Origin of the sequence: Marinobacter sp. NFXS9 (assembly GCF_040148665.1) — a bacterium.
GTDB lineage: Bacteria > Pseudomonadota > Gammaproteobacteria > Pseudomonadales > Oleiphilaceae > Marinobacter_A > Marinobacter_A mangrovi.
The window spans coordinates 423,440-441,945 of the sequence record NZ_JAGDDW010000001.1 but is presented as its reverse complement, the minus strand read 5'-3'; the positions used below and the strand labels follow the sequence as shown (position 1 = coordinate 441,945).

14 protein-coding genes are annotated in these 18,506 nt (G+C 56.2%); 4 read left to right on the top strand and 10 right to left on the bottom strand.

Going from position 1 to position 18,506, the window contains the following annotated elements:
• Positions 1-179: 179 nt before the first annotated feature.
• Entirely contained in the window at positions 180-5,438 is a 5,259-nt protein-coding gene (proA, locus tag J3364_RS01915; protein ID WP_349556244.1) for an anti-phage protein ProA, read from the bottom strand.
• Positions 5,439-5,866: 428 nt separating this feature from the next.
• Between proA and J3364_RS01910 the strand changes: the two genes are divergently transcribed.
• The gene (locus J3364_RS01910) at positions 5,867-6,589 is read left to right on the top strand and encodes an ion transporter (RefSeq protein ID WP_349556242.1); all 723 of its coding nucleotides are present in this window, start codon (positions 5,867-5,869) and stop codon (positions 6,587-6,589) included.
• A gap of 138 nt (positions 6,590-6,727) precedes the next feature.
• On the opposite strand, the gene J3364_RS01905 is transcribed toward J3364_RS01910, so the two are convergent.
• From J3364_RS01905 to J3364_RS01895, 3 genes are all read right to left on the bottom strand, one after another.
• A complete protein-coding gene (locus J3364_RS01905; protein ID WP_349556240.1) occupies positions 6,728-7,300 on the bottom strand; it encodes an NADPH-dependent FMN reductase in 573 nt (190 codons plus the stop codon).
• A gap of 81 nt (positions 7,301-7,381) precedes the next feature.
• Positions 7,382-8,002, bottom strand: a complete 621-nt coding sequence (ycaC, locus tag J3364_RS01900) for an isochorismate family cysteine hydrolase YcaC (RefSeq protein ID WP_349556238.1) — start codon at positions 8,000-8,002, stop codon at positions 7,382-7,384.
• Positions 8,003-8,077: 75 nt separating this feature from the next.
• A complete protein-coding gene (locus tag J3364_RS01895) occupies positions 8,078-8,947 on the bottom strand; it encodes a pirin family protein (RefSeq protein WP_349556237.1) in 870 nt (289 codons plus the stop codon).
• Between the two features lie 114 nt (positions 8,948-9,061).
• Here J3364_RS01895 and J3364_RS01890 point away from each other — a divergent pair, with 114 nt between their 5' ends.
• On the top strand, positions 9,062-9,985 hold the full coding sequence (locus J3364_RS01890; protein ID WP_349556235.1) for a LysR substrate-binding domain-containing protein: 924 nt from the start codon (positions 9,062-9,064) through the stop codon (positions 9,983-9,985).
• Between the two features lie 30 nt (positions 9,986-10,015).
• Here the strand turns inward: J3364_RS01890 and J3364_RS01885 are convergent, their stop codons facing one another.
• The 6 genes from J3364_RS01885 to J3364_RS01860 form a co-directional block, all read right to left on the bottom strand.
• Positions 10,016-10,474 (bottom strand): AtaL-like protein, encoded by a 459-nt coding sequence (locus J3364_RS01885; protein WP_349556233.1) that lies wholly within the window; start codon positions 10,472-10,474, stop codon positions 10,016-10,018.
• Complete coding sequence (locus tag J3364_RS01880; protein WP_349556232.1) at positions 10,464-11,666, bottom strand: low temperature requirement protein A; 1,203 nt, start codon at positions 11,664-11,666, stop codon at positions 10,464-10,466. The genes J3364_RS01885 and J3364_RS01880 overlap by 11 nt, the downstream gene beginning before the upstream one ends.
• Before the next feature lie 162 nt (positions 11,667-11,828).
• Positions 11,829-12,695: an HAD-IC family P-type ATPase gene (locus tag J3364_RS01875; RefSeq protein ID WP_349556230.1), complete on the bottom strand. Its 867-nt coding sequence runs from the start codon at positions 12,693-12,695 to the stop codon at positions 11,829-11,831.
• A 323-nt stretch (positions 12,696-13,018) separates the two neighbouring features.
• On the bottom strand, positions 13,019-13,936 hold the full coding sequence (locus tag J3364_RS01870) for a pirin family protein (protein ID WP_349556229.1): 918 nt from the start codon (positions 13,934-13,936) through the stop codon (positions 13,019-13,021).
• A gap of 273 nt (positions 13,937-14,209) precedes the next feature.
• Positions 14,210-15,676 carry a malate:quinone oxidoreductase gene (locus J3364_RS01865; protein ID WP_349556228.1) on the bottom strand — a complete coding sequence of 489 codons (1,467 nt, stop codon included), beginning with the start codon at positions 15,674-15,676 and terminating at the stop codon, positions 14,210-14,212.
• A gap of 199 nt (positions 15,677-15,875) precedes the next feature.
• Positions 15,876-16,784 (bottom strand): LysR family transcriptional regulator, encoded by a 909-nt coding sequence (locus tag J3364_RS01860; protein WP_349556226.1) that lies wholly within the window; start codon positions 16,782-16,784, stop codon positions 15,876-15,878.
• Between the two features lie 162 nt (positions 16,785-16,946).
• On the opposite strand from J3364_RS01860, the gene J3364_RS01855 reads away from it, so the two are divergent.
• Both J3364_RS01855 and J3364_RS01850 read left to right on the top strand, forming a co-directional pair.
• Entirely contained in the window at positions 16,947-18,029 is a 1,083-nt protein-coding gene (locus tag J3364_RS01855) for an alkene reductase (RefSeq protein ID WP_349556224.1), read from the top strand.
• 55 nt (positions 18,030-18,084) lie between these two features.
• Entirely contained in the window at positions 18,085-18,414 is a 330-nt protein-coding gene (locus tag J3364_RS01850) for a putative quinol monooxygenase (RefSeq protein ID WP_349556223.1), read from the top strand.
• Positions 18,415-18,506: the final 92 nt, after the last annotated feature.

Below are 18,506 nucleotides of genomic sequence, written 5' to 3'. Positions count from 1 at the left end.
TCAGCGGGTGCAAAAGCCATACAACGATTGAGTGCACGATAAAATTCGCTGACAGGGGGTCGGTTTTAATATCTGTAACCTGTGTGTGAGCTAAGCCGGGTTACATCAAATATTCAGATTCTTGAATCAATCTAAATTGACATACCCCGATCCACTTTTTCGCCTATTCAAAACTCTGCTTAAGACGTGCCCTCTTCATCAACAACTTGATCCGGCCGAGATTTTTCGCGCGAGAGCGCCAAATGTTCAGTCAAAACGGCATCCAATTCCTGAATGGCTTTGTGCTTATTCGTCCACCAATCAGTGGACCACACTCTAAACAACGTCCAACCCAGACCTTCCAAGACACCTTGGCGGATCTTGTCCCGTTCTCGGGCATAGGCCGAGCTGTGGTACATAGCACCGTCACACTCTACGCCCGCCAAATAAATTCCAGGCTTATCGGGGTGAACGATGCCCATGTCGATGCGGTAAGCGGAAACACCGATTTGGGGATGCACGGCCCAGCCCTTTTCCTGCAAACCTCTAGCAACAGCCACCTCGAAGGGAGATTCAAAATCGCCCATGGAACCATGCACTGCAGAACCCAGCGCGGAGGCGCCGCGCTCGGCATATTCTAGGAAGTGCTTTAGGTCTGCCACAGCGCGAGCTTGAGTACGGGCCAGATCAATACGTTCTGGCGGCATGGTGGAGAACACCATCATCTCAGACCGTGCGCGGGTCATGGCTACGTTCAACCGGCGCTCCCCACCAGTTCGGTTGAGCGGACCGAAGTTCATGGTAACGTGGCCGGTTTCATCCGGGCCGTAGGTAATGCTGAACAGAATCACGTCCCGTTCATCACCTTGTACTGTTTCCAGGTTCTTCACGAAAACTGGTTCCAGCTCATCTTCGGAGAAGGCCCACTCGATGCCCGGATCTTCCGATCTAGCTTTGTCCAGCAGATCCTCAATCAAACTTTGCTGCTCGGTATTGAACGTCACCACACCAATAGATTGGTCGCGAATTGCGGAATCCTCCGACGTCAGGCGACGAATAATCTCAGCGACAATCGCTTTGGCCTCCCCTTGGTTATGACGGGCCTTGCCGCGCGCATAGAAACCTTCCGGTTTCACCAATGACACGCCTTTGTCCGGATGCACCGGCGCCGGGAAGGTAATCAAAGAGCTGTCATAATAGCGGCTGTTGGAGAAGGCAATCAGGCTTTCCCGCCGGGAACGGTAGTGCAGGTTCAGTACACGCTGTGGAATACTGGCACCGATCAGTTCATCCAGAATACTTTCCAAATCCCCCTCACCATCAATGTCGCCATCTGGGTCATTATCGGAGCGACCAAAGAAATTGGTGGGCGGCATCTGTTTCGGATCACCGGCTACAATCACCTGCTTGCCACGTGCCAGAGAGCCTACTGCGTCCCACACGGTGATCTGAGAAGCTTCATCGAAAATCACCACATCGAACTGCGCTTGCCCCGCAGAGAGGAATTGTGCAATCGACAACGGCGACATCATCAGACATGGTGCCAGCGTTGTTATCACATCGGGGATTGTTTCTATCATTTCCCGAACAGGCTTGTGGCGCATCTTCTTCTGCAACTCATGGGCCAGCACCCCCCAAGAAGATTTCTTGCTGGTGGTCTCCTGATCCGGGATCTCCCCCGCTAGATTGGCCGCAATATATTTCGCCGTCAGATCACTGAACTGCGTATCCAGCTCCCGAAAATTATGAATAGCTGCCTCGTGTTCTGGAGAAGAAAAGGTGCGTAACACTTCATCCTCACCGATCACCGCGGACGACCACCAACTGCAGTATGCGGCGTCAAATACTTCTTCTACTTGATCTGGGGGGACTGAACCATTTTCGATGGCATCGACTAGCGGACCAAGTTGGTAATCCAGTGCCTCGGAGCGACGTCGTACCCAGGCACACCAATCGCGCAAAGCAATATGGTTGTCCACAATCTCTTTACACTGCATGCCGATAGACTCAAGGGCTGGCACGTCATCAGGCAAACGACTGTCCAGTGAGGCACCGATCAGCATTTCGAATTTTTCTTTGTGGGTGTTGAACGAATCAAGCGCCGCCTTGAAGTCGTTAATAGTCAGTCCCACTTGAGCATCAGGTGCCAACAAGTCGTTGGCATCGTAGAGCAGTGTGCGAATCTTACTGCGCAAAGCTGCGAGTGATTCCGCATCATTCGCTAGCTTGCCAACGGCAACACGAGCCCGGGAACCAAGCTCCTTTAGTGCAGCCATGGCATCGGGGTCCGAATTATAAGAATCCCATTCCCTCAGGCCTTTCAGCAGACCATCGAGACGATCAATATGGCTACCGGTCTCCCGCAATTGCCTCAGCACAGGAATGTCATTGGTTGGGTCAGGATCACCCTGTGCCCCGCCCTCACGCATCTGCTTGACGACTTTACGCTTGGCAAACCAGCTCTTGGGCCACCAGCTGCCATTCGCTTCATCCCAGGCCTGCCCCAGCGCAGTCGCATCCAGCTTCTGCCAGGCCAACGCCTCAAAGGGACAGCTCAACTTCGCCTGGATCTCGATATAGGCTTTCAGTTGAGTAACGGCCTCTTCCAACGCCTCCAGTCGATCCGTTGCATCCGGCTCCAGCGCGAAAGACGCGTGCTTACGATAGGCATCCAGCAAAACCTGGCCGCACTCCGCGATGGCAGTTAGCTTGGGCAAGTTCACGACTCCCAAGCTGCACCCCATCGACTTCTCCAATGATGTCAGCTTCTCGGTCAGCTGCGCCCCACTTGCTTTCAGGCTACGCGCAGCCCCCACGACCTCCTCTTCCCATTGAGGCCGCCACTCGAAATTGCTGATCAACCCCAGAGGGTGGTCCGCCAAACTACCCACTGCCCTGGCCTGAACAGCCAATAACCCAGCCATTTCACGCAGCTTCTGCAGTTGCACTTCGTCATGATAGTCTGCGTTTGGCCAACTCAACTTTACCTTGGCAGCCAGATCCTCATCACGCACCTTCACACCGATAGCATAGTGTGCCGTCAGACCATTTCGGTGCCGTTGATGCAACGCATTCACTACTCGGTTCAGGCGGTCACGCAATGCCTTTAGGCGTTCCGCCTCGACTTTCCAGTCACTGATCGCGGACTTGGAGGCGCTATGCCAGGACGTTCGTAGCTGATCCAGAACATCCGCCTTCTTGGCTTTGTTCGAATGAAGCTCCAGACAGAACTGTCCCAGGCCAATATCCTTGAGACGTCGATGCACCACTTCCAGAGCGGCGGTCTTTTCAGATACAAACAACACCTTCTTGCCTTTTCCCAACATATGCGCAATCAGGTTGCCAATGGTTTGGCTCTTGCCGGTGCCGGGTGGGCCGATGATGACGAAATCCTTGCCTCGATCTGCTGTGGCGATCGCCGCCATCTGAGAGGAGTCCGCCGGAAGCGGCGTCAATAGGTCTGCGGGAGTGTATTCCCGGTCAATCTCTTTGGGATCAACAAACCGAATATCACTTTCGTACGCGTCACGTGGCGTATCCAGCAAGTGACGTACAACCGGACTTTCTTTCAGGGCTTCGGAACGGTCAACCAGATCCTTCCACATTAGGTACTTGGCAAAGGAAAAATGGCCCAGAACCGTTTCTTCAACAACCTCAAAGCCTGGGACGTCTTTGATAGCATGGCGTACCCGGTTCCAGATGCCAGCCACATCCACACCACTTGCATCCTCAGGCAACGCACCGCTTAGACCATGGATTTCGATACCGAAGTCCTTTTTCAGCAACTCCAGCAAGGTGGTATTAAAGCGGGGCTCATCGTCATTGGCTACCATCTTCACGCCACTGCGCACAGACTTCCGCTCCAGTGAGACAGGTAACAAAATAAGCGGTGCACGATAGCGGCGATTATCCTTGTCTTTGGGTTTCCACAACATAAACCCCACCGCCAGGAACAGCGTATTGGAACCCCCCTCCTTCAGCGACGTCTGCGCTTTGCGGTATATATCCACCGCGCGTTTGTCCAAGTCCTCTTGGGTCAACTCCACCAGCACCTGCTTCTTGGCTAGCGCATCACGGGCATACACCTCTTTCAGTTCTTCCCCGGTGCGCTGCCGGTGAATATCCGAATCCTGATCTTGGTTTTTTAAATGTGGGAAAGGCGCAATGGAAATTCGAGCTCCCGTCGCCAACACATCCTCCAGCTCCCCTGGGTCAGCGCACACTAGTGTCAAACTACTTTTGTTCGGCTTCTGATTTAGCAGTGGGTTACGCGCTGACAGATCCAGCAGCTTGCGCTGCCAACGCTCCAAACGACCGCCCGGCGTATCGTCTGGCAAATCCGCTTCCACATGCACATTTGCTGAGGGCAAATCTTGCGGAGCCTCCTCCAACCCAGGCTCGATGACCTCCACCAAATCCGCAGATTCGCGCCCCCCTGCAACCTGTGTCTTAAGGCCAATCGGATTAATGCGATGTGCCCGAGCCCGGCGAATATCAATGGCAGCAACAAATTCGCTGTCCTTGTCCAGTGCTACCTGCTTATTCCCGTCCTTCACCGCCTGGGAGAATGGCGGTGCGGGGTGATTGGTCAGGAAGGTGGATTCAATTAGGATCAGCTCTTTCAGGGGAATGCGCTGACGCAGGGTTTCCGCTTCATCGACCACCACACTGGAAAGGTCTTCCTTATCCAGCCATAGACCGACCAGTGCATGCCCCCGAGTAAGAATCACTAACGGGTTAAGTTGGGCCTGTTCCAGAGCGGCCGCAAACAACAAAGTGGTATCCAAGCAAGTCGCCACTTTTGCGCTTTCAATTTGGCTGGGCAAGCGAATCTTCTGGCCATTGCTCTCGAAGCTGGCCGGCGGCAGTGCATACCCCACCTGCATTTTCACGATGGCAGAATAAATAGCCGATGCCATCAACCACACTTGCTCTCGGCTTCCGGATTCATAGCCGTTGATACTGCCGGACTTGCCTGCCTTACGAAGAATCTGACTGGCCTGTCCCAACAAGCGATCCACCGTAGGATCGTTCGGCGTGCAAAAAGCGGCCAGCAACTCAGGAATATAGGTAGCACCGCCCCACTCGTTGTGGGCCAACAACTCCACTGGAATCGCCGATTCTGCAAGGCACAACTCATCCTGCCAGACTTGGATCGTCACCGTACCGCGCATGGATTCCGTCAGCCCCAGCAGGAAACCGCCATCCAATTCCAGATCACGATCCTTCATAGCCAACGAACTACCTGCCGCCAGGCGATCCACTGTCCATGTTTTTGCTTTTACAAAGGCCGGAGATGCCTCCAACATCACCGTCAGGTCTGACAAATCCTGCTCTTCATCCAAATTCTCGACCTGCAATTCTCGCAGCACGGCAAAAGCGCTCTGGTGGCAGGCAAAGTTAATTTTTTCCACCAGTGTGGTGTGGATTTTGGTTTTTGACGTTTCCTGGTCAGACATACTCTTCCCTAAAAAACTAATATTGATTGTCATGAAGTCTTATTCTGCGGGACGGTGCCACTGTCTGCGATTAGTCCGCGCAATCTTGCCAGATGCTCCAAAGTTCTTTCACCCGAACAATCGTATGTCCCTACTTGGGCGCACGAGAAATCCGCCATCTAATTCTGATTGCCGATAACTCCACCATGAGTCATTAGGGTGACTGTCGAATCACCCGCACCAAATAACGTTCCTTGCCGAAATATCGCACAGTTTTTCTTACAACGCAGAGGAGCGCTGCTGTCAGCAATTCTTTATAGTGCATTCTCGTGTGTCGTTGTGGAGAGAAACGCCCAATTATTGTTATCGGTCAATCGCAACTACTGGCATGCATCAAAGACTTCTGGAAACATATTCAGTTTATGTCGCAATAATAGGCAGAGGGCGCCATGAGCACAACTCGACAGACCTCTCGACGGCCGGGCCAAATCCAGCTCAACCGGCTGCTTGATCATCCTGCATTCGCCACGGGGGTTACGCTGCTGATTGTGTACTCTGTGCTAAGTTTTTCGCTCCAGACGTTGCCTGATCTGGCTCAGGAGGACCGGCAGTTCTTGCGTTATTCGGAATATGCGGTAGTCGGAATCTTCACTGCGGAATATTTGGCTCGGCTGTATGCAGCGGAACGGCCGCTGCGGTTCATCTTCAGCTTTTTCGGGATAATCGACCTGCTCGCCATTCTGCCCTTCTACCTGACCTTTGCGATCGATCTGCGGACACTTCGTATTCTGCGTTTCTTCCGATTGCTACGGATACTGAAGCTGGCTCGCTACAGCCAAGCCCTCCGTCGTTTCGGACGTGCGGTCCTGGTCGCGAAAGAGGAGCTGGTCTTGTTCACCCTGGCGAGTGTCATGCTCCTGTATCTAGCCGCCGTTGGGATTTACTATTTCGAGCACCCGGCTCAGCCAGAGGCCTTCGGATCGATTTTCGACTGCCTTTGGTGGGCTGTCGCCACGCTAACGACGGTCGGCTATGGTGACGTTTATCCGATCACCATGGGCGGCCGGTTATTCACGTTCGCGGTCCTGATGGTGGGCTTGGGGATGATTGCAGTCCCCACCGGGATATTGGCATCAGCTTTGTCTTCCGTTCGACAGGTGCCTAATCAGTGAGTAATGGCAACGAAGGAGCCTCCCTGAAGACGCATAATTGCGATTCTATTGAAAATGGCTGATGAATCGCGCATTCACCCAGTTTTACCACGGCTCTAGCATGCTAATTACGATATTGACCAGAAGAAGTTTTCGTCACTACTCACTGCTGCGCATCGGCTTCAATGCCTCCGCCCACTTCAACAGTTCCTTGAGCAGCACTTCGGCCGATTCTTCATGAGGCTTTTCCGGTTGGAAGCGACCGTTTTCATCAATGAGTGTCCATGGCATCTGAACCATCACCCCTTCAAACATCGGCATCATCTTGACCGCCGTTACCCATTGCTTGGCCAACTGGGCTGAACGTAAACCTCCGGACACGCCGCCGTAGCTGACGAAGCCTGCGGGTTTGTAATTCCACTCGGAATACACGTAATCCAGTGCATTGGTGAACGAAGGCGGTGGGCAGAAATTGTATTCAGGGAGTACGAAAATGTAGGCATCCGCCTTGGCAACGCTTTTGGACCAGGCCTTGGTGTGGTCGTGTTCGTATTTTTGCATCTTGGGGTGATTGGGCTCGTCGTAGACCGGCAGCTTGAAATCCGCCAGATCGACAAGTTCGCATTGGAAGAGCTGTTGTTTTTCCGCCCACTCATAAAACCATTTTGCAACGGCCGGCCCGACCCGTCCCGGGCGCGTGCTGCAAATGATGATCTGCAGTTTCAGGCTCATCTTGCCACCTCTTTACGGTTCGTTTCTGTTGTCATTCTGACGAACATGCCCACGTTCCCTGTGGGCGCTACCGCGAACAGGCTACTTCTGCTGCGAAGCGAAGCTCTGCATCAGATTCGCGTAATGCGGCAGATGGCTCGCCAGAATGCCTCCAAAGCCTTCGATGTTATTGCGCCAGTCCCGATGCAGTTCGCCGGCGACGCTGAACCAGTTCATCATCTGGGCGCCGGCCGCCTCCATGCGGCTCCAGGCCGCGTCGCGGGTGACGCTGTTGAACGTCCCCGAGGCATCGGTGACGACAAACACATCGTACCCTTCTTCAATAGCAGACAGCGTCGGGAATGCAACGCAGACATCGGTTACGACGCCGGCAATCAACAGCTGTTTCTTCCCCGTTGCTTTCACGGCGTTGACGAAATCCTCGTTATCCCAGGCATTGATCTGACCGGGCCGCGGGAAATACGGCGCATCGGGGAATGCCTCTTTGATCTCGGGCACCATCGGACCATTCGGGCCGTCTTCGAAGCTGGTGGTCAAAATGGTGGGGATACCAAAAAACTTGGCGATGTCGGCCAGCGCCAGCACGTTGTTCTTGAAGTCGTCCGGGGAAAAATCCCTCACCAGGGAAAGCAGCCCCGCCTGATGATCAACCATCAACAGGGCCACATCGTCTTTATCCAGTCGCTTGTAAGTAAAGGCCATCACTTATCTCCTTGTTTTCCTGATTATGTTGTCGGCCGGTCGTTTGATCGGCATGGGTCGCCATCGGGCCTGGGCCTAATGGCGCAGCTCACCGAATTTCCCGCTTTGAAAGTCGGAAATGGCTTGCTGGATCTCTCGGTGTGACGTCATGACGAATGGCCCCTGCCCGACTACCGGCTCATCGATGGGCTCGCCACTAAGCAGAAGCACGTGCGCCTCGTTGTTGGCCTCGAGGGTCAGTCCTGAGCCGGAGCGTTCCAGGCACGCCAGTTCAGCGTCTCGCAAGACATCTGCTCCGTTGATCTGAATCGTTCCTTTCAGGGCGACAATCAGCGCGGTATGCCCTTCCGGGACGTCCAGCTCGATGTGGTTTCCGGGTTGAATGACGAGATCCCAGACATTGATGGGAGTGAACGTCTTCGCGGGCCCTCGGTGTCCCTGGAAGTCGCCTGCGATCACGCGAAGCTGTGCGCTTTGGCCGGCCGGCGATACAACTGGGATCTCGTCATGCAAGAGCGTTTGATAGGCCGCAGGCGTGCTTTTGTGCTGGGCCGGCAGATTGACCCAGAGCTGAACCATCTCCAGGGTTCCGCCCTGCTCGGTAAACGCGCTGGAGTGGAACTCTTCATGCACGATGCCAGCACCTGCCGTCATCCACTGGACGTCGCCCGCGCCGATAAATCCACCGGCGCCCGACGAATCGCGGTGCTCCAGTTCGCCCGCATAGACCAGCGTCACCGTCTCAAAACCGCGATGCGGATGCGGCCCGACACCTCTGCGCTCGTGACCACGGGAAAACGTGGCCGGCCCGGCGTAGTCCAGCAGCAGGAATGGGGAAATATTCTCTGCCCCCATGCGGTTGTAGGAGAGGAGCGAACGCACGGGAAAGCCGTTGCCAACCCAATGGCCCTGCGGCGGACTATAGATGGTCTTGACCTGTTTCATCGGCCCCTCCGTTGTGTCGTGGGAAACATCGTCCAAACCACGATAGACCTCGACGACTGGGCTGAGTAGGCATTAAAACTTATACTCAGCGTTCCATAGATAGGACGGCGATATATGCAGGACCTGAACGATCTCTACTACTTCGTCAAAGTGGTGGAACATGGAGGCTTCGCGCCGGCGGGACGCGCTTTGGGGCTACCGAAATCAAAGCTCAGTCGCCGTATCGCGGCACTGGAACATCGCCTGGATACGCGTCTGATCAACCGGTCAACTCGGGTCTTTACCGTTACGGAGCTGGGCAAGGAATACTATCGCCACTGTCAAGCGATGCTGGTGGAAGCGGAGGCCGCCCAGGAAGTCATCGATCGGTCCCGGTCCGAACCCAAGGGGTGCATCCGGATGAGCTGTCCTCCGGGGTTGATCTATTTCCTGGTGGCGCCCCTGGTGGTTCGGTTCATGACGCGCTATCCGGAAGTGAATATTGAACTGGATGCCACCAGCCGGCGTGTGGACGTGATCAAGGAAGGCTATGATCTGGCCCTTCGGGTGCGCTACCCACCGCTGGAGGACAGCGGATTGACGATGAAGGTATTGAGCCAGAGTCCACAGTGCCTGATGGCGGCGCCCTCCGTTTTCGAGCATCACCCCAGGCCAACGACGCCAGAGGATCTGGCGCGCCTGCCAAGTATCGATTTTGAGCAATGGAATGGCCAGCACGTCTGGTGCCTGGACGGCCCTGAAGGCGCGTCGGTTCAGATTCATCATCAGCCCCGATTGGTCACCGACGATGTGTTTACCCTTCGGGAAGCGGCGCTGTCTGGCCTCGGGGCCGTCAAGATGCCGATGATTGTTGGCGGGCGCGACTTGATCGAGGGCCGTTTGGTCAGCGTGTTACCGGAGTGGCGACCACGCGGCGGTATTTTCCACGCCGTCTTCCCGACTCGCCGGGGCCTGCTGCCGGCCATCCGAACCTTTCTGGACTTCCTGTCGGAGTCTCTGGACGACGTGGATTTCAGGATTCCGCAAAACACCGATTAGACAGACGGCCGGCACCGCCTTCGCCACCGACTAGTTGAGGGTCACGCGATCACGGATGATCCGGATCGTGTCGATGTCCATGGTGACGTAGGCCTGCTGGACAAACAGGTCGTATGGCAGTTCGTCGCCAATACCTTCCACATAGCGGGCACAGTAACGAAAGCGAACGAACAGGGCGTCGGGCTCCGGCTCCTCGATCGTCATCGTCAGACTGCCCCCGGCAACGTCTGCCGTTGGAATAATGTCGTACTGCACGCTGTGCTGTCGGTCGAAGGTCACTACGTCATGAACCACGACGCCGGGCAGCTCCAGTCGACGTTTCAGTCGGGTGTCGGATTGCCACTCCAGGTCGAACTCATCCAGTCCGACAACGAACCGGTGGGGTTCAGTGGCTCGCAGGGCGATACCGTCCCAGAGCTGCGCCCGGGTGATGTTCGGGATACGGTCGTCCGTCAGATCATTAACCTGCACCACGTGCTCAAACTGCATGCCCTTCCCCTCCTGTTTTGGCGCCGCAGGCCTGTATGTTCCTCGCGCCGACCCCGATAGCCAAAGTCAGGGCGATCCCCCACAACGGCATGAACAACGTTGCCACCAGTATCAACACCGACACGCCAAGCAGGATATGGCGCCCCGCATGGCTCAGTACCAAACGGTCCCTGACGAACCAGAGTCCCATCAGATACAGGCTGACAGGAACGGATATGGCGTACAACGCGATCCGGTAGCTGGTTCCGGATTCTCCGGTCAGCACATCCACCATGGCGGCGATACCCGCACCCACGGCAGCGCCGGCCATGTAGGTCACCAGGTGGCCATACCCCCAGACCAAGGCCAGGGACAGGCGTTTTTGGGCAATGTGCTCTTCCTTTGAAAAATAGGCCCACCACAACGAAAACACGATAACGAGCGCCGATCCCGCAACGCTCAGCAAGTCGAGATCCAGATGCCCGACGTCTGCGTGCTGCAGCGCCATGGCGGCTGCCAGCAAGGTTTCGCCAAGGACAATCAGGTTCAGCAGCCCATAGCGTTCAATCAGGTGATGACGATGCCAGGGGGTTGTCACATGGCTCTCGGCGTAAACGGGGACCGACAACTCCAGCATCGCTCCCAGGGCATAGAGACTGAACAGAAATGTCGGAGGCATCGGCTGGGCAAGCATCAACCCGACCCAGAACACCTGGACCAGCGCAATACCGCCGGCATACCGGTAGGCCGTCTTCCGTCGATCGGAATCGTGATAAGCGGCACGCAGCCAGAACAGGACCATGGCGATGCGCATCACCACAAAACCCATCACGATCATGTCGATGCGCGTGCTCTCGAAAAATCGATGAATCCCTGCCGCCATGATCAGCGAACCGGCCATCATCACCATGGTCAGCAGTCGGTGCAGGCTGTCATCGTTGTCATAGGCGGACGCATACCAGGTGAAGTTCATCCAGGCCCACCAGATCGCAAAAAACGAGGCCAGAAAGCTGACAACGCCCTCCCCGACGTGACCAGACGCAATGGCGTGATGCAGTCCGGCGGCCGCTGAGGCAATGGCAATGACAGACACGAGATCAAACAGCAACTCGAGTGGTGTCGCCGCTCGGTGGGCATCCTGATCATCTCTTGGGCTCAGTGGACGCAGGCCAAAGTGCCTTAAAGGTAGACGCGGTGAAGCCGGGTTTGTCATTGGAATCCATGCGCAAAGGTGGTGACTTGGGCCAGCAAAGCCTTCAGGGAGGGCGCGTCGGCGATAGAAAAGCGACAATCCGAGTGACGGCCGCGCCCATTCATCCGTAAACATAACGGACGGCATTCACGGGTAACAGCCATTTCTTGTGAACACAGCGTTCTATCGATAGCACGATAGCTTTCGGGTGATCGCAAGACCCAGCGTGCCTTCAAAAATAAGTGGCAGACAGACCAATAGCCCCCCGATTACAGCGATCAGCCCGTCGTCCCAATGCAACGGATGCAGGTTCAACAGCGCCGATATCTCGGGAACCTGGATCAGGATGAACGCAGAGACCACGGCGAGGCTCGCCACCAGCCGCGCGGTTCCGCTGCGCAGTCGACTCAGCACCGTCGTGATCCCCACGTTGGCGACAATAAGCGCAGCCAGTGCCATCGCACGGGCATGTTCCACATCCAGCCCACTGCCAAGGGCGCGATCGTAACTCCAGTAGACCAGCGCCGTCACAAGCACGCCGGTCACGATGATCACGGCCGTTTGCTCGGTATTGAAGAACCTTAATCGCCCTTTCGGAGGCTGCCGCTGCAGCACACCCAGGCCCGGGGCGGCTTGAAAGACAAGCAGCGCAGTGGGATGGATGATCAATTCCAGCCACACAATATGAATGGGTAAGTACAGGATCGGGAAGCCCAACAGAGGAATCAGGGCCGCGGTCAGGACCAGTGGTATGTGGACCATTAACAGATACTGGAAACTCAACTGCAGATTCGAAAAAAGCTGGCGCCCTTCTTCGATGGCCCCCACGATGGTCCGGAAGTTGTCGTCCATCAAGACAATGGCGGCGACTTCCCGCGCGGCCCGGGTGCCACGCTCGCCCATCGCGATTCCGACGTCGGCCACCTGTAAGGCCGGCACGTCGTTGACACCATCCCCGGTGACGGCCACCAGCTCCCCTTGACTCTGAAGGTGTTTCACCAATGCGAGCTTTTGAGCGGGCCAGAAGCACCAGGGCTTCCGTATGGTCACCGGTAAACCAGAAAATCACACTGGTGCCGAGCAGGAACCACAGCATCGGATCGCGCAGGGTGTCTTTCAGCAGTTGCTGCCAGCCACTATCGGGCGTTTCAACAATGAGGTTGGTGCCAAATCGTTGTCGGCTGTTGAGGAGGTCCGGTAATGAGAGGCTCTGCGTTTCTTCCGGTAAAAAGGGAAGGCGATCTTCAGGGATGATTCGGTTCATGGCCGCACTATGCACAGGTACTCTGGAGATGGCCAATATGTATCAGCCAAGCGCCCTGCCCGCGTTGCGCCACGTCAACTCCCTTTTAAATAGCCAGCCACGGTATCCATCAGGATCCCGGCAAAGGAATGAACTCGTCTTCGTCTCCCGGAACCAGGGGAAACCGACCGGCTTTCCAGTCGGCCTTGGCCTGCTCCAGTCGATCTTTGCGGCTGGACACGAAGTTCCACTCCATGAATCGCGGAGCAAACGGCTCGCCGCCGATCACGGCGATGCGGGATTCTTCGCCCGCTGTGATCTTAATACCGGACTGAGAGCCGAAAATGGCCATCGAATGCTGGGGAATAGCGGTCTCTCTGGCCTTCAGGGATCCACTGGCGACGTAGACGGCGCGTTCGGTAGCCTCCGGCAAAACGAGCGACTGGCCTTTCTGCAGATGGGCTTCCACGTACAGCGTCTCTGAGAGGGTCTTCACCGGTGATGTCGCATCGTAGGCCTGCCCCATAATCACGCGGACGGGTACGCCATCTATATCCAGAGCGGGAATGTCCGCGCTTGGGTAATGATAGAAAGCCGGCTCGATCTCTTCCCTGTCCTCCGGCAGCGCCAGCCAGAGTTGCAGACCATGCAGGTTGTGGTCGGTTGCGGTGACTTCCGGTCGCTCGCGTTCCGAGTGGACAATCCCCTTCCCGGCCACCATGAGGTTGATATCACCCGGCCGGATCGGCTGAACGCTGCCCAGGGAATCCCGGTGCAGAATTTCACCCTCGAACAGATAGGTCACAGTCGCCAGGTTGATGTGGGGATGCGGTCGAACGTTGATGCCAGAACCGGCCGGAAAGCGGGCTGGCCCCATATGGTCGAAGAAGATCCAGGGCCCGACCATCTGGCGCTCACGGGTCGGCAGGACGCGCCGGACAGAAAAACCGCCGAGATCCTTGTCCCTGGGCTGGATCATCAGCTCGATGGCATCACACGAATGATCGGTTTGACAGTCGGCCGTGACCGATTCGCTGAGGTTGCTCATGGCTGTCTCCACACAGTCTGTTTACCAGGGACGAGAAGTTCTGACAGATCTCAGTAAACATAGCGTAAGGCGCTAGTGAGCAATAGTCATAGAATCTGAACACAACGTTCCATGAATGGGACAAAGGGAGTGTTTCGAGGAGAAGGGTCAATGCCTTTGGAATGGTTCGGGACAGTCTGACAGCGATCGAAAACGAATCCCCTGTTTTGAGAGCTCACCAAAGCCGGACACGTCACGGTGGGTCCGGCTTTTAAACATTTACGGGAGCAGCGTTCAAGCGTCGGCCAGCGTCCACTTGATTCCCAGGGTCCCGTTCACCGAATCCCGGATTTCACGATAACGATCCGGCTCGGTGATCAGTGTCTCCAGGTTGTCCTCCGGGAACATCTCTTTCAATTTCCCGCGGGCGGCTTCTTTCTTGAAGACGGCGGGCAGCATTTGCTCGAGACAACGCAGCATCACTTCAGGGGACACCGAGGCTCCCGGCGATGCCCCCAGCAGCGTCCCGTAGGTCTTGTCGCTGGAGACCAGAATCTCGGTGCCCATCTGCAAGTCGCCGTCCCGAATGATCTGCACGCGCTGGCCGGCATCCACCGCTTTCCACTGGAATTTCTTGCTCATGCCCGGAGCAAATTCCTCCAGTTCCTCGAACATGCTCTTCTCGCCTTTGAAGGTCTCTGAGACCAGATACTTCACCAGCGGAAAATGCTCAATGGCCACGTTGAGCAGTCCGGGAATGTCGTGCAGGCGCATCGAACGCAGGTAATCCAGGAATCCGCGGCCTTTTTCAAGAACGGGCTTGAACGATGCGAACGGACCGAACAGCAAGTAGTGCTGTCCGTTCGACACTCGCAGATCCAGGTGCGGCACCGACATGGGAGGCGCGCCCACCTTGGCCTTGCCGTAGGTTTTCGCGCGGTATTGATCCGCCTGTTCCTTGCTGATGGGGGCCTGCAGGAAGCGTCCACCCACGGGAAAGCCGGTGAACCGGCTCCGGAAGGGAAGATGGCTTCTCTTCAGAATTGGGAAGGCGCCACCGCCGGCACCCACGAACAGGACATCGGCCTTGTGCCGAACTGAACGACCGCCCTGCTCTGTCTCCACAAGCCAGCTGCCGGACGGGCTTCGATGCACCCGCTTCACGTGGGTGCCGTATTCAATCTTCACACCCAATTCATTCACGGCATACGCCGCCATTTGCTCCGTCAATGCCCCAAAATTGACGTCTGTACCGGTCTCGATGACCGTAGCGGCCATCTTCTGCTGCCGGGGGCGACCTTCCATCAAGTACGGAATCCAGCTCTTGATTTCATCGAAATCTTCCGAGAATTGCATTTGCTCAAAGAAATGATGAGAGGACATTTCCTTGAACCGCAGTCGCAACTCATCAATGGACGATTCGGAAACAATCGTGCAGTGTTTGGTCTGGTTGATGACCGACCGGGGGTCCTTGATGGCCCCTTTCTTGATCAGGTATGCCCAGAACTGTTTGGCCACGTTGAACTGGGCGTGGATCTTCAACGCTTTCTCTACCGAAATCTCTTCTTCATCGACCGGGGTGTAGTTGAGCTCACAATTCGCTTCATGACCTGTGCCTGCGTTGTTGAAAACCCAGGAGTTTCCAGCACCGGGGCCGTCGAGTCTTTCCAGAATGGTGACATCCAGTTCTGGGGCCAATTCCTTCGCCAGCGTGGCAAAGGTGGTGCCCATAATCCCTGCACCAATAATGATCACATTCATAGGGTCTGCTCACTTATCTGAGATGGTCTGATTTCTGCCGGAAACGTTTGTTTTAAAACTACCATGCCTGGGCCTGCCACCGATAACTTACGGGGGGCTCTCTGTTTTTGCCTTTAATCTGTTTTTGCCTTTAATAAGTGAACGTCGGGCTTTCGAATCTGAGCCCTGGACGCCCCGGCGTTCGCCCTGCTGGTCTCGGTTATCCCGCCAATGTGGCCTGTATCTGCTGCCGGAGCCAGGCCCTGAGCGGATCTTCATGGGTCCGTTGGTGCCAGGTTTGCAGGATGTCCACCTCAGGCAGTTCGATCGGCACTGGATAACGGACCAGATCCGGCATTCGCCGGCACGCTTCCTCGGCGACAGAATGCAGGCAGGTGATCAACAGGTCACTGCCTTCCACCAGCGACGCCGGTGACATGAAGCTTGAGAGTCCCGCAACCACATGGCGTTTTCGGCCCTGCTGCTCGAGCGCCTTGTCGACGATGCCGTCCAGGTCTCCCGTTAAGGTGGTCACCAGATGGTCGCAGGCGAGAAACGTCTCCAGATCCAGTTTGCCATCCAACGTCTGGTTAGTGCGGCTCGCCAGCACACAAAAGCCTTCCGAATGGATCTTCTGCTGGTAGAACGTCTCCGGCAGTTGATCGAAAAAGCCGGCAATGGCCAGGTCGCAAGCCCCGGTCTCCAGTTCGCTCCTGGGCAGTCTGCCGCGGGTATTGTGGAAGACCAGTTGGAGATTGGGCGCCTGATCCCGAACGATCGGCAACAGCTTGGGGACCAGCAACTGCTCGATGTAATCCGTGCTGTAAATCCGGATGCGGTCGTCGCGCATCAAAAAGCTTTGTTCGTCGCAATAGTCGTAAAACGATTCCAGTGAGCGGATCAGTTGCTGCACCAATGGCGCAAGCTGATGTGCCCGGGGCGTCGGTGTCAGTCCGCGGGGCGCCCTCGCAAACAGCGTGTCATCGAACTCGGTCCTCAGCTTGGCCAGCTTATGGCTCAACGCGGGTTGGCTCAGGTGCATGCGCTCGGCTGCCGCTGAGACGCTTCTCTCCTGATAAAGCACCTGAAACAGCTTCAGCAGATTGAGATCTTTGACCGTGATATTCACTTTTCGAATCTCTGTTATTCAAACAAGCCATTTAATTTATAACACGGTCTTCTCTACCATGGCGACCTGTTGATTAGGATGCGCTCTTTTTCCGGACAAGCGCCTCATATCGTCATCTGTCTCTGATGGCTCGATTCCTCCATCCGCTAACGAGAGGTTGAAATGACTGATCTTTTTTCCCCACTACAGCTCGGTGCCTTGACCCTGAACAATCGCGTGCTGATGGCGCCGCTAACTCGCCGCCGGGCCGACGCCGACCACGTACCGACCGACATGATGGTCGAGCACTACGCCCAGCGAGCCTCTGCCGGCCTGATCATCGCGGAAGCCACCATGGCCATGGAGGGAAATTCGGCCTTCTGGCGTGAGCCGGGGATCTATTCCGAAGCTCAGGTGGCTGGCTGGAAGCGAGTCACCGACGCGGTTCATGCCAAAGGCGGCAAGATCTTCCTCCAGATCTGGCACGGCGGTCGGTCCTGTCATCCGGTTTTGAACAACGGTCGCGTTCCGGTCGCGCCTTCCCCGATTGCGATCACCAGTGACGAGGTGCATACCCCGGAAGGCAAGAAGGCCTATACCGTGCCGCGCGAACTGGGTGATGACGAAATCCCGAGCATCGTCGAGGGTTTCCGCACTGCCGCCGAAAACGCCAAACGTGCCGGCTTCGACGGCGTCGAAGTCCATGGGGCTAATGGCTACCTGCTGGACGAATTCCTGCGGGACGGATCGAATCACCGGGAAGGCCCCTACGGCGGCCCGATCGAGAACCGGGCTCGTTTGCTGCTCGAAGCCATCGAAGCGGCTTCCGATGTCTTTGGGAGCGATCGCGTAGGCGTGCGCTTGTCGCCGCTGAACAGCTTCAACAGCATGAAAGACAGTGATCCGGTGGGTCTGGTGACCTGGCTGGCCAAACGCCTGAACGACGCCAACCTGGCGTATGTTCACCTCATGCGTGCGGACTTCTTCGGCGAGCAACAGGCCGACGTCGTGACCCCGTTTCGCGAGCTCTACAAGGGCAATCTGATCCTGAACATGGGATACAGCGGTGAGGAAGCCGGTTCGGCGATTCAGGCCGGTCAGGCCGATGCCGTGGCCTTCGGCGTGCCGTTCCTGGCCAACCCGGACCTGCCCGCCCGCCTGAAAGTCGGTGCCGAATTGAACGAGCCGGATCCGAACACCTTCTACACTCAGGGTGAGGAAGGCTACATCGACTACCCGACCCTGGAAGCCCTCGCCGAGGCTTGATGCAAGACGATACAACGGGGGCTTCGGCCCCCGTTTGTCGAAGGAGAAGACCGAAATGATTCACGTCATTGCGACAATCGAAGTGCAACCCGGTCAGCTAGACGCAGTGATGTCAGAGCTGCTGAAGGTTCAGCCCATGGTGTTGAACGAGCCCGGATGCTGCAAATATCAACCGCTTGTCGATGCGAAAGTGGACCTGCCCCTGCCGGTGCGCCATCGCGAAGACACCATCACGGTCATCGAACAGTGGGCCTCACTCGCACACCTGGAAGCCCATATGGCCGCGCCGCACATGAAGGCCTACAAGGAAGCCGTGGGGGACAAGGTAAAGGACGTGAGCCTCCAGTTACTGGAGAAGAACACCCCGGGCCATCGGCAAGGCTGAGAAATAATCAGGGTAACAAGCAACTTTAAATAATATTTATATATAGCTGTTATAATTGAATTAATGATATCGGAAACGAACATAAAAGCCGG

Excerpts from the sequence above, each read along its gene's own strand:
- proA (WP_349556244.1), bottom strand. The coding sequence starts at position 5,438 with ATGTCTGACCAGGAAACGTCAAAAACCAAAATCCACACCACACTGGTG.
- J3364_RS01910 (WP_349556242.1), top strand. The coding sequence starts at position 5,867 with ATGAGCACAACTCGACAGACCTCTCGACGGCCGGGCCAAATCCAGCTC.
- J3364_RS01905 (WP_349556240.1), bottom strand. The coding sequence starts at position 7,300 with ATGAGCCTGAAACTGCAGATCATCATTTGCAGCACGCGCCCGGGACGG.
- ycaC (WP_349556238.1), bottom strand. The coding sequence starts at position 8,002 with ATGGCCTTTACTTACAAGCGACTGGATAAAGACGATGTGGCCCTGTTG.
- J3364_RS01895 (WP_349556237.1), bottom strand. The coding sequence starts at position 8,947 with ATGAAACAGGTCAAGACCATCTATAGTCCGCCGCAGGGCCATTGGGTT.
- J3364_RS01890 (WP_349556235.1), top strand. The coding sequence starts at position 9,062 with ATGCAGGACCTGAACGATCTCTACTACTTCGTCAAAGTGGTGGAACAT.
- J3364_RS01885 (WP_349556233.1), bottom strand. The coding sequence starts at position 10,474 with ATGCAGTTTGAGCACGTGGTGCAGGTTAATGATCTGACGGACGACCGT.
- J3364_RS01880 (WP_349556232.1), bottom strand. The coding sequence starts at position 11,666 with ATGACAAACCCGGCTTCACCGCGTCTACCTTTAAGGCACTTTGGCCTG.
- J3364_RS01870 (WP_349556229.1), bottom strand. The coding sequence starts at position 13,936 with ATGAGCAACCTCAGCGAATCGGTCACGGCCGACTGTCAAACCGATCAT.
- J3364_RS01865 (WP_349556228.1), bottom strand. The coding sequence starts at position 15,676 with ATGAATGTGATCATTATTGGTGCAGGGATTATGGGCACCACCTTTGCC.
- J3364_RS01855 (WP_349556224.1), top strand. The coding sequence starts at position 16,947 with ATGACTGATCTTTTTTCCCCACTACAGCTCGGTGCCTTGACCCTGAAC.
- J3364_RS01850 (WP_349556223.1), top strand. The coding sequence starts at position 18,085 with ATGATTCACGTCATTGCGACAATCGAAGTGCAACCCGGTCAGCTAGAC.